Origin of the sequence: Fusobacterium sp. IOR10 (assembly GCF_010367435.1) — a bacterium.
Lineage (GTDB): Bacteria > Fusobacteriota > Fusobacteriia > Fusobacteriales > Fusobacteriaceae > Fusobacterium_B.
The window spans coordinates 38,436-51,624 of record NZ_WJWY01000005.1 but is presented as its reverse complement, the minus strand read 5'-3'; the positions used below and the strand labels follow the sequence as shown (position 1 = coordinate 51,624).

The following is a 13,189-nucleotide window of genomic DNA, read 5'->3' as shown; positions in this document are numbered from 1 at the left end:
TATTTAATAGGAGGGAAAATATGAAAAAAAGTAAAATGTTAGGTTTGGGAATATTTGTAGCTTTTCTTTTAGTTGGTTGTTCTAATATGTATAATAATGATAAAGAAGAATTAGGAACAATGATGATGAAGGATCAAAGTGGTCAAATGATGATGGTTAAAGACAGCAAAATGATGATGCAAGATGGGAAAATGATGATGGTTAAAGACAAAGATGGAATGATGCATAAGGTAATGATGAAAGATGGAAAAATGATGATGGATGACAATGGAACAATGTCTGAAGTAATGATGAAAGATGGAAAAGTTTATAAAGCTGGATATTAAAAATAAAATTTAAATATAATAATGGAAAACACCCTTAGGGGTGTTTTTTTCATATTGATAAAAAAAAATAAATATGCTATACTCAGTTTGTGACAAGACACATGTATACTCACAAAACAATGGAAAGTGGAGGGTAGATTTAAATGGATATGAAACTTGAAAAGATTAGGAGATTAAAAAAAGAAAAGGGTATTGTAATATTAGCCCATTATTATGTGGATGAAGAGATCCAAAAAATTGCAGATTATATTGGAGATTCCTTTTATCTTAGTAAGATTGCCAAGGAGTTAAAGGAAGATAAAATAGTATTTTGTGGAGTTTCTTTCATGGGTGAAAGTGCTAAAATATTGAGTCCAGAAAAAACAATATATATTCCAGAAATAGAGGCTAATTGTCCAATGGCACATATGGTTGATAGGGATGAAATAACAAAAATGAGAAATAAATATGAGGATTTAGCTGTTGTTTGTTATATAAATTCAACAGCTGAAACAAAGGCTTTAGTTGATGTTTGCGTAACTTCTTCCAATGCAGAAACTATAATTAGATCCTTACCTAATAAAAATATATATTTCATACCAGATAAAAATTTAGGAACTTATTTGTCAAAGAAAATACCAGATAAAAATTTCATATTTAATGAAGGCTATTGTATAGTTCACGCAAGTGTTTTAAAAGATCAAGTATTACATATGAAAAAGAAATATCCAATGGCTAAATTTTTAGCTCATCCTGAATGTGAATATGAAATTTTAGAGCTAGCAGATTATATTGGAAGTACTTCTGGAATTATTGATTATGCTGCTACTTCCCCATATGAAGAATTTATAATAGGAACAGAGGCAGGGATATTGTATAAGTTAAATGAAAAAGCTCCTAATAAAAAATTTCATTTAGTTAAGGAAGATTTTTATTGCAAAAACATGAAAAAAATCACAGTGGATAAATTATTAAGTGTATTGGAAAATGAAGATTTAAAAGTTGAACTACCAAGGGAAACTATAGAAAAAGCATCCTTATCCCTAGAAAAAATGTTAGAACTAGGGGAAAAAAACATATTCACAGAGGAGTATGATTTAATAGTTGTGGGAACAGGTGTTGGAGGTTGTTACTCAGTTTTAAATTCCAGTGAAAACAAGAAAATATTAATGATAACCAAAGCTAAGTTAGAAGAAAGTGACTCTTATTTGGCCCAAGGGGGAATTTGTGTTTTAAGGGATGAAAAGGACTATGACAGTTTCTTTCAAGATACTATGAAGGCTGGGCATTATAAAAACAATAGGGATTCAGTGAAAGAAATGATAGAAAACTCCCCTAAAATAATAGAAGATTTAGTATCCTACGGTGTAGATTTTAAAAAAGTTAATGGGAAGTTTGCATATACAAGGGAAGGTGCCCATTCAAAGGCTAGAATACTTTACCATGAGGATATAACTGGAAAGGAAATAACAAGGAAACTACTTAAAAATGTAAAGAAGAGAGAAAATACTCTAATATTAGAAAATACAACTTTGGTTGATATAATTTCAAATGACAATGCATGTTATGGTGCCATATTAAAAGATACAAAGAATAAAATTCACAGGGTATATTCTAAAAATGTTATATTAGCCTGTGGGGGAATAGGGGGAAATTTTGAAAATTCAACTAATTATCCTCATTTAACAGGGGATGGAATAAAAATTTCTGAAAAAAACAATATCAAATTAAAAAATTTAGACTATATTCAAGTTCATCCAACAACTTTATACTCTAAAAGCAAGGGGAGAAGATTTTTAATTTCAGAATCTGTAAGAGGTGAAGGAGCCCTTCTTTATAATGCACAGGGAAATAGATTTGTAGATGAGCTTATGCCAAGGGACTATGTTACAAAGGAAATTTTAGCTCAAATGGAGAAAGATAATTCAAAACATGTGTGGTTAGATATGAGACCAATAAAAAAAAGAGGTATAAATTTAGAGGAAAGATTCCCAAATATATTGAAAAAATGTAAAGAGGAAGGCTATGATCCAAATAAAGAATTAATACCAGTGGTTCCAGCTCAGCATTATTTTATGGGGGGAATAGAAGTTGATTTAAATAGTAAAACATCAATGTCAAACTTATATGCAGTTGGGGAAACTAGCTGTAATGGTGTGCATGGGGAAAATAGGTTGGCTAGTAATTCCCTACTTGAAACATTGGTTTTTTCTAGAAATGCAATAAGAAATATTGAAAATAAAACATTAACACAAGAGGGGAAATAATATGGATATAATTACAGAAAATTTAAATGTGGACAACCTTATTTTACTTGCTTTAAGGGAAGATATATCTTCAGAGGACATAACTACAAATTCAATAATAAAGGACAATATTCTAGGAAGAGGACATTTAATTGCAAAGGAAGATGGAATTTTAGCTGGAATAGAAATATTTAAAAGAGTATTTAAATTATTAGATGAAAATATAGAGTTTAAAGTTAATTTTAAAGACGGGGATAAATTACAAAAGGGTCAAATAATATGTGAGATTACAGGGGATTTAAGGGTTATTCTTTCAGGGGAAAGGGTGGCTTTAAATTATTTACAACATATGAGTGGTATTGCAACTTATACAAATGATGTGGTACAATTGTTAAAAGGAACAAGTATTAAATTACTTGATACAAGGAAGACAACTCCAAATATGAGGATTTTTGAAAAGTATGCTGTTAAGGTGGGAGGTGGATACAATCATCGATATAATCTATCTGACGGGGTATTAATAAAGGACAATCATATTGCAGTTGCAGGAAGTATAAAATCAGCAGTTGAAATGGCAAGAGCATATGTTTCCTTTGTGAAAAAAATAGAAGTGGAAGTTGAAAATTTGCAAATGGTAGAAGAGGCAATTGAAGCTAAAGCTGACATTATTATGCTTGATAATATGGATGAATTTACAATGAAAAAAGCTGTTGAAATTATAGGTGGTCGTTGTAAAACAGAGTGTTCAGGAAATATTACAAGGGAGAATATACTTAAAATATCCAAATGTGGTGTTGATTTTGTTTCAAGTGGAGCAATAACTCATTCAGCTCCTATATTGGATATTTCCTTAAAAAATCTTCAGAAATTGTAATATATATTAAAGGTTGGGAGATATTATGATTGGAAATGAAAGACGTGAGAAAATAGTAGAGTTAATAAAAGATTCACAAAAACCCTTATCAGGAACTTATTTATCAAAGGTTTTAGGAGTGAGTAGACAGATAATTGTTCAAGATATTGCTCTTTTAAGAGCTTTGGATTATGAAATTATTTCAACTTCTAGAGGTTATTTAATTACCAGTTTAACTTTAGATATATCAGAGAGAGTGATAAATGTATTTCATACAGATACTGAAATTGAAGACGAATTAAATACAATAGTGGATATAGGTGGAATGGTTGAAAATGTTTTTATTGATCATAAAATATATGGACATTTAGAAGCAAAATTAAATATAAGCAATAGAAGAGAAATTAAAGAATTTTTGAAAAAAATAAATTCAGGTGAAGCAAAACCCCTTAAAAATTTAACCTTTGGGAAACATTCCCATACAATAAGAGCAAAGGACGAATACACCTTGGATCTAATTTGTGAAGAACTTGAAAAAAAGGGATATTTAATAGATAATAAAAAGATAAACTCTTAATAATATTAAGAGTTTATCTTTTTTTTGTTGAAAAAAATTGCTAATTTATCATTTATAATGTAAAATAGAAGTAAGCAATTATATTTATGACATATATAGATAGGAGGGAATGCAATGATAAAAGAAGTTTATGCAGGCTCTTTTTTAGAGGCAAAGTTGGCAGAACAAAGAGGGGCAGATAGGATAGAACTTTGTGATAAAGTAAAAGAAGGGGGAACAACAGCATCTTATGGTATTATAAAGAAATGTGTTGATTCATTAAAGGTTCCAATTTTTGCGTTAATTAGACCAAGGATAGGTGACTATGTATATTCATCCTATGAAATAGAAATTATGAAGGAAGATGTAAAACTTTGTAAAGCAGCTGGAGTAGATGGAATAGTAATAGGTTTTTTAACAAATGAAAATAAAATTGATTATGATACATTACAAGAGTTTATAGATTTAGCTCTACCTATGGAAGTTACTTTTAGTAATGCTATAGATGAGTTAGAAGACCCAGTAAAAGAAATTAAAAAATTAAAAGCAGTTGGAGTAACTAGGATATTATCCTATGGAAAGGAAGAAACAGCTTTACTTGGAAAGGATCTTTTTAATAAGATGATACAAGAAGCAGGTAAGGATATTCCTATAATTGTTGCAGGTAGGATAACAAAGGATAATTTACAAGAGGTAGCAAGTAAGATAAAATCTTCAGAGTATCATGGAAGAAAAATAGTATAATAAAAAGAGTCAATTTTTTAAATTGACTCTTTTACTGTATTGTATTAGTTTTTATTTTTAATTACAAGTTCTGCAATTTGAATTGCATTAGTAGCAGCACCTTTTCTTATTTGATCCCCACAACACCAAAGAGAAAGACCTTTATTGTCATCTCTACTCATATCACGTCTTAATCTTCCAACGAAAACTAAATCTTGATCACTTGTGTCTAGAGGCATAGGTAGGCTTCCATTATTTTCTGTTTTAATGTATTTAACGCCTGGAGAATTTTTCAAGATATCTTCAGCTTCTTCTATGGAAATATCATCATGGAATTCAAGGGTAATAGATTCTGAATGACTTCTGTATACAGGAACTCTAACACAAGTACAGTTAACTTTTAACTCTTTATTTTCTAATATTTTTCTACCTTCATTTTGGAATTTCATTTCCTCAGAACTGTATCCCATATCATTGAAGCCTCCAATTTGTGGTATAAGGTTATAGGCTATTTGATGAGAGAAAACCTTAGGAGTAACCTCTTTATTTTGAGAAATATTTTTAACTTGTTCATCTAATTCTGTTATTCCACCAGCTCCAGCACCTGATACTGCTTGGTAAGTTGAAACTATAACTCTTTTTATTTTGTGGTGTGCATTTAATTTATTAATTGCAACTAATCCAATAATAGTAGCACAATTTGGGTTTGCAATAAGACCCTTGTGATTTTTAACAGCTTCAGGATTAACCTCAGGAACAACTAAAGGAACATCTTCATCTAATCTAAAGGCACTACTGTTGTCAACTACAACACATCCTTGTTCAATTGCTGAAGGTATAAGTTCAATTGCTAGTTCATTTGGAGAAGCTCCAAGTAATATATCAATGTTTTTAAATACTCCCTTTTTAGCCTCTTCAACTTTATATTCCTTACCATTAAATTGAATCTTCTTATCTACACTTCTAGCACTTGCAAAAAATCTAATTTCATTAATGGGAAAATTTCTTTCCTCTAGCAGTTTTATCATTTCTTGTCCAACTGCCCCAGTAGCTCCAAGTATTCCAACGTTATATTTTTTCATTCTTATCTCCTTTTATACAATAAAATTATTATAAATTACGTTAATACATTTTTCAAAATTTTCATTTGCCACTCCAATAATTATGTTTAATTCATCTGAACTTTGGGATATAACCCTAATATTTACACCATTATTTCCCATAGCTGCAAAAAGCTTTCCAGAAGTGCCAGGTTTATGAACCATATTTCTTCCAACTATAGCAATAAGACTTATATCTCTAACTACTTTAATTTCAATTGAATTACATAATTTTTTTGTGTCTGCAATTATTTCATACAAATATTTTTCCAAGTGTTCACTGGATAATATTAATGAGAAATTATCAATTCCAGATGAAATATGCTCAATATTTATTTTGTATTTTTTTAATACCTCTAGTATATTTAAAAGTGAATTAGGTTCTTCACTCATAGGATACTTATATATTGAAAGTATTGAAAAATCTTTTTTCCCTGCAATACCAGTAATTGGAGAAATACTATGCTCTTCTAAAATCTCATAATTATTGTTTACAATCATAGTTCCAGGGTTATCAGGTTCATTGGTATTTCTTATATTTATTGGGATATTAGCCTCTTTAACAGGGGCAACAGCATTAGTATGAAGTACATTAGCTCCCATATATGAAAGCTCCCTAAGCTCGTTATATGTAATAAAATCTATTTTTTTAGGTTGATCAACTATTCTAGGATCAGCCATTAATATTCCAGATACATCAGTCCAGTTTTCATAGACACTGGCATTTATAGCACGGGAAATAATGGAACCTGTAATATCAGATCCTCCCCTTGAAAATACTTTAATTTCCCCATTTGGAAGGGATCCATAGAAACCAGGTACTATTATCTTTGAATTACATTTAAATACTTCTTCAATTGCCCTAGTTGTCTTTTCAATATTAATATTTCCATTAAAATTAAAAAATATAATATCCTTTGCATCTATAAAAGTATAACCAAGGTATTCAGCAAGAAGTTTAGCATTTAAATACTCACCTCTACTTATTAAATAATCCTTGTTCATTCCCTTCTTCATTTTAGATTTAATTTTATCAAATTCTTTTCCTAAATTCAACTTTAAATTTAATTCTTTTTTTATTTTAGCATATCTATCCTCAATATGGACAAACATTTTTGTATATTCCACAGAATATTTTAAATGGGCATAGGAAAGATATAGTAAGTCGGTTATTTTATTGTCCTCTGAAAATCTTTTCCCAGGTGCAGATGCAACAGTTATAACTATACTGCTGTCCCTTAATATAATATCTTTGACTTTTTTAAACTGATTGGCGTCAGCTAGAGAAGAGCCACCAAATTTTGCAACTTTTATCATAAGTATTCTCCCTTTGTCCCTAAAATTTTAATAAATTTATGTTTTTTCAATAAAAACACTTGTATTTATGTGAAAAACATTATATCATGGCAAGTAACTAAATGCAATATACTTTGGAGGGAATTTATGAAATATAATTATGAGAGTACAAGAAATAAGAAAATAAAATGCCTGGCTTCTGAAGCAGTGGCAAAGGGCATAGCTCTAGATGGTGGATTATTTGTTAGAAATGATATGGATTCTTTAAAGATAGATTTAAAGGATTTAGTTGGTAAATCTTATCTTTATATGGGAAAGAAAATTTTATCCCTAATGCTAGATGACTATACAACAGATGAAATAGATGAACTAGTTGAGAAAGCCTATGACAGTAAATTTTCAAATGATGAAATTACTCCAATAAAAAAAGTTGGAGATGACTTTGTTCTGGAATTATTCCATGGTCCAACTTCAGCCTTTAAAGATATAGCCCTTTCAATATTACCTCATTTACTAAAAAAATCCTTGGAAAAAAATAATATAAAGGAAGAGATTCTTATTCTAACTGCCACTTCAGGGGATACAGGGAAGGCAGCACTGGAAGGATTTAAGGATGTTCCGGGAATAAAAATATTAGTAATATACCCAAACAAAGGTGTAAGTAAAATTCAAGAAAAACAAATGAGGTCTCAAGAGGGTGAAAATACTTATGTTTATGCTATAGGTGGAAATTTTGACGATGCTCAAAGCCAAGTGAAAAAAATATTCACAGATAATGATACTAAGGAAGAATTATTAAAAAGAAATGTTAGATTATCTTCAGCTAATTCCATAAACATTGGAAGACTTGTACCTCAAATGGTATATTATTTCTATTCTTATATGAAACTTGTAAGTTTAAATGAAATATCCCTTGGGGAAAAAATTAATTTCACTGTTCCCACAGGAAATTTTGGAGATATATTAGCTGGATATTACGCAAAACTATTAGGACTTCCTATAAATAAATTAATTTGTGCATCCAATGAAAATAATGTTCTTTGTGACTTTTTAAAAACAGGGGTTTATGACAAAAATAGAGATTTTTACAAAACTATTTCCCCTTCAATGGACATATTAATTTCAAGTAATTTAGAAAGATTACTTTATCACATAAGTGGAAATGACAATGCATATGTAAATTCTCTAATGAAAGAGTTAAAGGAAAATGGGAAATATGAAATAAGTGAAAATATGAAAAAGAGCATTGGAGAAATTTTCCAAGGGGGATATTCAACAGATGAGGAAACAGAGGAAGAAATAAGAAAGATATATGAAAAATATTCCTATGTTTTAGATCCCCATACAGGAGTTGCCTTTAATGTAATGGAGAAAAATAGAGAAAAGGGATGTAAGAATGTGGTTTTAGCAACAGCAAGCCCTTATAAATTTAGTAAGTCTGTGTATAATTCTATTTTTAAAGATGAAGAAACTAAAGATGTAGATGAGTTTCAAATAATGGAAGATTTACATGAGAAAACAAAGGTTGAAATTCCAAAGAATCTAAAAAATTTAAAAAATAAAAAAGATATTCACACTGGTGTAATAGATAAGGATAAAATAAAAGATACTTTTAAGGTGATATTATGATAACAATAAGAGTACCAGCAACTACTGCAAATATTGGCCCAGGATTTGATTCCCTAGGTTTAGCCTTTAAACTATATTCATATTTTTCCTTTGAAGAAATACCAAGTGGAGTTGAAATTATAGGGTGTGATGAGGAATATAGAAATGAGGAAAATCTTGTGTATATTTCCTTTATGAAAACTTTGGAAAAATTAAATGCCAATGTAACAGGAATAAGAATAAAAATAGAAAGTAATATTCCAGTTTCAAGAGGTCTTGGAAGTAGTGCTTCTTGTATAATAGGTGGAGTTATGGGAGCAAATGAAATATCAAAAAGTGGTCTTTCTAAAATGGAAATTTTCAATATTTCAAATGAAATAGAGGGACATCCTGATAATATTAGTCCAGGGATATTTGGTGGATTAACAGCTTCCCTAGTTAATGAGAATATTCCCTATTTTACAAAATATGAAATAGATAGGGAACTATCATTTTGTGCCTTTATACCTGATTTTAAACTTTCCACACAAGATGCTAGAAAAGTTTTGCCAAATATTGTATTATATACTCAAGCAGTGCACAATGTTTCTAGAACAGCAGTTTTACTAAAATCCTTAGAAAATGGGGATGTTGATTTAATAAAAATAGCCCTTGAGGATAAACTTCACGAGCCCTATAGAAAAAGTTTAATAGGAGAATATGATGAAGTTAAAAAAATATGTGAAGAAAATAAAGTAGTTGGATTTTTTATAAGTGGTGCAGGTCCAACTTTAATGGGAATAATAAATAATAATACAAATAATCTTAAATTAAAAGAAGAAATGTCCAATTTAAAAAATAATTGGACAGTGAAAAAATTAGAAGTTGATTTTCACGGGGCTTTAGTTTTATAAAATGTGTGGGAGGGGAAATGAAGGATAAATATTTAATAGTTAGTAAAAAAATACTTCCAGATTATTATGAAAAGGTTATAGAAGCTAGGAGAATACTAGAAGAGGGAAAAATAAAAAATGTTAGTGAAGTTGTTAAAATGGTTGGAATAAGTAGAAGTACATATTATAAGTACAAGGACTATATATTTTTACCATCAAAAAGCACAATAGGGAGAAAGGCCCTTGTTTCATTAATGTTAGAACATAAAAGGGGAGTTTTATCAGATGTTATAAATTATTTGTCAGTTGTTAATGGAAATATTATTACAATAAATCAAAATATGCCTATTAATGATTCTGCCTCAGTAATAATTTCTTTGGATATTTCTGATATAAACATTCCCATAGAGGAAATAATTATAGGATTAAAGGATATCCCAGATGTTATATCAGGAAAATTAATTTCTCTAGAATAAAAACAAAAAAATATTAAATTTTAAATCCTCCAGTTCTTTACTGGGGGATTTTTCATTGGTAAATAATATTTCTTTAAATGTAAAATATATTACAAAACTTTTTTAGAAAATATTGTATGATAAGGACACGAAAAGTAAGATTTTGTTTTTAAAAAAAGGGGGGGATTAACTTATGGTCACATTAAAACTTATAGGAGTTATTATTATAATTATAGGATTCCTATTAAAATTGGACACAATAGCTGTTGTTATTGTTGCTGGAATTGCTACAGGTTTAGTTTCTGGAATTGATTTTATTGATATTTTATCAACACTTGGAGATGCCTTTGTTAAAACAAGGTATATGACAGTATTTCTTTTAACCCTTGCAGTTATAGGAATATTAGAAAGAAATGGACTAAAGGAACAAGCTTCTAAATGTATTGGGAAATTGCACTCTGTAACATGTGGGAAAGTTCTAAGTTCATATATGATTATAAGAACATTTTTAGCAGTATTATCCCTTAGGTTAGGAGGACATATACAGTTTATAAGACCACTTGTTTATCCAATGGCCATAGGAGCTGGGGAAAAGAAGCATGGAGAATTATCTCAAAATGAAAAAGAAGAAATTAAAGGTGTTGCCTGTGCTATAGAAAATTATGGAAACTTTTTTGGACAAAATGTATTTGTAGCCAGTGCAGGGGTATTGTTAATAGTTGGAACTCTTCAAGAATTAGGAATAAAAGTAGCACCCTATGCAGTTTCCAAGGCAGCTATTCCAATTAGTATATTGGCAGTTATTTTTTCTGCAATACAAAATCATTTTTTAGAAAAAAAATTAGCTAAGAGAGAAAAAAAAGTTGAAATTGGAGGATAAAATATGAAAAATACAATTCTTGAAATTATGTATATATTAACAGGTTTAGTGGCAATATGTGCAGGGGCCTATGCCCTAGCTGATAAAGAGCATAAAAAGAAATTTGGTACAGGGGCATTTTGGATTATATTTGGATTTATTTTCATTGTAGGAAAAATGATTCCCTCTTATATTGTTGGGTTGTTACTAATACTTATGGGATTATTAACAGTTTTTAATAAGGTAGGAGTTGGATCTCAAGAAAATTCTACCAGTGAATATAGAGCTAAAAAAAGTGAAATTATAGGAAATAGGTTGTTTATTCCAGCTTTATCAATTGGGGTAAGTGCCTTTGCTGTTGCTCAGTTTACTAGTTTAGGTGGATTAGTTGGACTAGGAGTAGGATCTCTAGTGGCTTTGATTCTTTCCTTGGTAGTTACAAAGGAACATCCAAAATATTTAGGTTATGAAAGTTCTAGAATGTTACAACAAATGGGTCCATCAACAATACTTCCACAACTTTTAGCTGCCCTTGGAGCATTGTTTACCCTATCAGGTGTTGGAGAGGTTATAGCTAATTTAATGAGCTCAATAGTTCCTGAGGGGAATATTCTAGCAGGGGTTATAATTTATTGCGTTGGAATGGCTGTATTTACTATGATTATGGGAAATGCCTTTGCTGCCTTTGCTGTTATTACAGCAGGTATAGGATTGCCATTTGTTTTTTCCCAAGGGGCAAATCCAGCAATTGCAGGTTCCCTAGGTCTTACAGCAGGATATTGTGGAACATTATTAACACCAATGGGAGCTAATTTTAATATAGTTCCTACAGCAATTATGGAAATGAAAAATAAAAATGGAGTTATAATAGCACAGGCACCAGTTGCAATAGCTCTATTGTTTATTCACATTGTACTTATGTATTTTTGGGCATTTTAAGGAGGAAAAATGAAATTACTTATTACAGGATTTGATCCATTTGGAAATGAAAAAATAAACCCAGCTTGGGAGGCAGTAAAACTTTTACCATCAAAAATAGAAGGTGTGGAAGTTATAAAACTTCAAATTCCTACAGTTTTTAAAGAATCTATAAATAAGGTTTTAGAAGGAATAAAGGAATATAAACCAGATGTTGTTCTATGTGTTGGACAAGCAGGGGGAAGATACGATATAACAGTTGAAAGAGTTGCAATTAATTTAGACGATGCTAGAATAAAGGATAACAAAGGAAATCAACCAATAGATGAACCTGTATATCCTGGTGGAAAAAATGCATATTTTGCAAGTCTTCCAATAAAGGCAATGGTTGAAGAAATTAAAAAAAATAATATACCAGCTTCAATTTCAAATACAGCAGGGACATTTGTATGTAATCATGTAATGTATGGGTTACTATACAATATAGAAAAATCTTCCCTAGTAAAAAAAGGTGGATTCATTCATGTTCCATTTATTTTAGAACAAGTATTAGATAAAAAAGATACACCATCTATGGATTTAAACACTGTGGTTAGAGGGTTAGAAGCTGCAATTAAAGGACTATATGAAAATGATCAAGATAAGAAAGTAACAGGTGGGAAAGAATTTTAGACTAAAATAAGAAAGAGTGTAAAATTTAAGATTTTTTTACACTCTTTCTATAGTTTATTAATTTAGGAACAGATAAAATTTTTATAAGCTTTCTTTTTGTTACAATTAGATTTTTTTCCTGTAGCTTTGTTAAGATTTTAGTAACTCCTATTCTTGAAATATTCAATGCATTTCCAATATTTTCATGGGTGTATCCCAACACTTCCACATTCTCTTCTTTATTAGGCTCTCTAATAACAGCTATTCTAATTAAAAACTCCAATATTCTTTCTTCATTAACATAAAATTTATTAAAGCTCATTTGAAAAAGAGCTAGATGATATTTTCTAGACATACTGTGTATAAAGTATGGATAATAATTAGGATGATCTAGAAGAATTTTATCTATTTCATTTTTATTAATTTTACATATTTTAACATCAGTGATAAAATATAGATTATAACTTTCAGGTATTTGAGAAAAAATCTCAAACTCACCTAAAATTTCCCCAGGGCATAGGGTGTAAATAAGTTGCTCATCACCATTTTCTTCACATAGAGAAATTTGAACCTCTCCAGATACAACTATGTACAGTGAGTCTACAACATCAATGGATAAAATATTTTGTTTTTCATAGGAAGTTATTTTTCCATATGGAACTAGAACATTTAAGAAAAAATTTCTCATGTTATTTTGTTTATCTAAATTAAATATTACAGAATATTCTTTATTCATTAACTTGTCTC

General features: G+C 29.7%; 14 protein-coding genes and 1 pseudogene. 12 read left to right on the top strand and 3 right to left on the bottom strand.

Features of this window, described 5'->3' with window-relative positions; translation table 11 throughout:
- Positions 1 to 20: 20 nt before the first annotated feature.
- The 6 genes and pseudogenes from GIL12_RS02180 to GIL12_RS02160 all read left to right on the top strand — a co-directional run bounded on the left by GIL12_RS02180 (position 21) and on the right by GIL12_RS02160 (position 4,704).
- Positions 21 to 326 (top strand): hypothetical protein, encoded by a 306-nt coding sequence (locus GIL12_RS02180; RefSeq protein WP_163468670.1) that lies wholly within the window; start codon positions 21 to 23, stop codon positions 324 to 326.
- Positions 327 to 469: 143 nt separating this feature from the next.
- Positions 470 to 1,369 (top strand): annotated as a pseudogene (gene nadA / locus GIL12_RS10200) (quinolinate synthase NadA); the annotation flags it as partial.
- Positions 1,358 to 2,572 carry an L-aspartate oxidase gene (locus GIL12_RS10195; protein WP_203522486.1) on the top strand — a complete coding sequence of 405 codons (1,215 nt, stop codon included), beginning with the start codon at positions 1,358 to 1,360 and terminating at the stop codon, positions 2,570 to 2,572. The pseudogene nadA and the gene GIL12_RS10195, both read left to right, overlap by 12 nt.
- 1 nt (position 2,573) lies before the next feature.
- A complete protein-coding gene (gene nadC / locus GIL12_RS02170) occupies positions 2,574 to 3,425 on the top strand; it encodes a carboxylating nicotinate-nucleotide diphosphorylase (protein WP_163468668.1) in 852 nt (283 codons plus the stop codon).
- A 25-nt stretch (positions 3,426 to 3,450) separates the two neighbouring features.
- Positions 3,451 to 3,981 carry a transcription repressor NadR gene (locus GIL12_RS02165; RefSeq protein WP_163468667.1) on the top strand — a complete coding sequence of 177 codons (531 nt, stop codon included), beginning with the start codon at positions 3,451 to 3,453 and terminating at the stop codon, positions 3,979 to 3,981.
- 114 nt (positions 3,982 to 4,095) lie between these two features.
- On the top strand, positions 4,096 to 4,704 hold the full coding sequence (locus GIL12_RS02160; RefSeq protein WP_163468665.1) for a copper homeostasis protein CutC: 609 nt from the start codon (positions 4,096 to 4,098) through the stop codon (positions 4,702 to 4,704).
- A 44-nt stretch (positions 4,705 to 4,748) separates the two neighbouring features.
- On the opposite strand, the gene GIL12_RS02155 is transcribed toward GIL12_RS02160, so the two are convergent.
- Together GIL12_RS02155 and GIL12_RS02150 are read right to left on the bottom strand one after the other, a co-directional pair.
- Entirely contained in the window at positions 4,749 to 5,765 is a 1,017-nt protein-coding gene (locus GIL12_RS02155; RefSeq protein ID WP_163468663.1) for an aspartate-semialdehyde dehydrogenase, read from the bottom strand.
- A 12-nt stretch (positions 5,766 to 5,777) separates the two neighbouring features.
- Entirely contained in the window at positions 5,778 to 7,100 is a 1,323-nt protein-coding gene (locus tag GIL12_RS02150) for an aspartate kinase (protein WP_163468661.1), read from the bottom strand.
- Positions 7,101 to 7,226: 126 nt separating this feature from the next.
- Between GIL12_RS02150 and thrC the strand changes: the two genes are divergently transcribed.
- From thrC to pcp, 6 genes are all read left to right on the top strand, one after another.
- A complete protein-coding gene (gene thrC / locus GIL12_RS02145; protein WP_163468659.1) occupies positions 7,227 to 8,708 on the top strand; it encodes a threonine synthase in 1,482 nt (493 codons plus the stop codon).
- Entirely contained in the window at positions 8,705 to 9,580 is an 876-nt protein-coding gene (gene thrB / locus GIL12_RS02140) for a homoserine kinase (protein WP_163468657.1), read from the top strand. The genes thrC and thrB overlap by 4 nt, the downstream gene beginning before the upstream one ends.
- Positions 9,581 to 9,597: 17 nt before the next feature.
- Positions 9,598 to 10,035, top strand: coding sequence for an ACT domain-containing protein (locus GIL12_RS02135; RefSeq protein WP_163468655.1), 438 nt, complete (start codon positions 9,598 to 9,600; stop codon positions 10,033 to 10,035).
- 172 nt (positions 10,036 to 10,207) lie between these two features.
- Complete coding sequence (locus GIL12_RS02130; RefSeq protein ID WP_163468653.1) at positions 10,208 to 10,894, top strand: DUF969 domain-containing protein; 687 nt, start codon at positions 10,208 to 10,210, stop codon at positions 10,892 to 10,894.
- Between the two features lie 3 nt (positions 10,895 to 10,897).
- Positions 10,898 to 11,812 (top strand): DUF979 domain-containing protein, encoded by a 915-nt coding sequence (locus GIL12_RS02125; protein ID WP_163468651.1) that lies wholly within the window; start codon positions 10,898 to 10,900, stop codon positions 11,810 to 11,812.
- A 9-nt stretch (positions 11,813 to 11,821) separates the two neighbouring features.
- The gene (gene pcp, locus GIL12_RS02120) at positions 11,822 to 12,463 is read left to right on the top strand and encodes a pyroglutamyl-peptidase I (protein ID WP_163468649.1); all 642 of its coding nucleotides are present in this window, start codon (positions 11,822 to 11,824) and stop codon (positions 12,461 to 12,463) included.
- A 25-nt stretch (positions 12,464 to 12,488) separates the two neighbouring features.
- On the opposite strand, the gene GIL12_RS02115 is transcribed toward pcp, so the two are convergent.
- Positions 12,489 to 13,178, bottom strand: coding sequence for a Crp/Fnr family transcriptional regulator (locus GIL12_RS02115; protein ID WP_163468647.1), 690 nt, complete (start codon positions 13,176 to 13,178; stop codon positions 12,489 to 12,491).
- Between the last annotated feature and the right edge of the window lie 11 nt (positions 13,179 to 13,189).

Coding starts and splice junctions, on each gene's coding strand:
- GIL12_RS02180 (WP_163468670.1), top strand. CDS start 21: ATGAAAAAAAGTAAAATGTTAGGTTTGGGAATATTTGTAGCTTTTCTT.
- GIL12_RS10195 (WP_203522486.1), top strand. CDS start 1,358: ATGTTAGAACTAGGGGAAAAAAACATATTCACAGAGGAGTATGATTTA.
- nadC (WP_163468668.1), top strand. CDS start 2,574: ATGGATATAATTACAGAAAATTTAAATGTGGACAACCTTATTTTACTT.
- GIL12_RS02165 (WP_163468667.1), top strand. CDS start 3,451: ATGATTGGAAATGAAAGACGTGAGAAAATAGTAGAGTTAATAAAAGAT.
- GIL12_RS02160 (WP_163468665.1), top strand. CDS start 4,096: ATGATAAAAGAAGTTTATGCAGGCTCTTTTTTAGAGGCAAAGTTGGCA.
- GIL12_RS02155 (WP_163468663.1), bottom strand. CDS start 5,765: ATGAAAAAATATAACGTTGGAATACTTGGAGCTACTGGGGCAGTTGGA.
- GIL12_RS02150 (WP_163468661.1), bottom strand. CDS start 7,100: ATGATAAAAGTTGCAAAATTTGGTGGCTCTTCTCTAGCTGACGCCAAT.
- thrC (WP_163468659.1), top strand. CDS start 7,227: ATGAAATATAATTATGAGAGTACAAGAAATAAGAAAATAAAATGCCTG.
- thrB (WP_163468657.1), top strand. CDS start 8,705: ATGATAACAATAAGAGTACCAGCAACTACTGCAAATATTGGCCCAGGA.
- GIL12_RS02135 (WP_163468655.1), top strand. CDS start 9,598: ATGAAGGATAAATATTTAATAGTTAGTAAAAAAATACTTCCAGATTAT.
- GIL12_RS02130 (WP_163468653.1), top strand. CDS start 10,208: ATGGTCACATTAAAACTTATAGGAGTTATTATTATAATTATAGGATTC.
- GIL12_RS02125 (WP_163468651.1), top strand. CDS start 10,898: ATGAAAAATACAATTCTTGAAATTATGTATATATTAACAGGTTTAGTG.
- pcp (WP_163468649.1), top strand. CDS start 11,822: ATGAAATTACTTATTACAGGATTTGATCCATTTGGAAATGAAAAAATA.
- GIL12_RS02115 (WP_163468647.1), bottom strand. CDS start 13,178: ATGAATAAAGAATATTCTGTAATATTTAATTTAGATAAACAAAATAAC.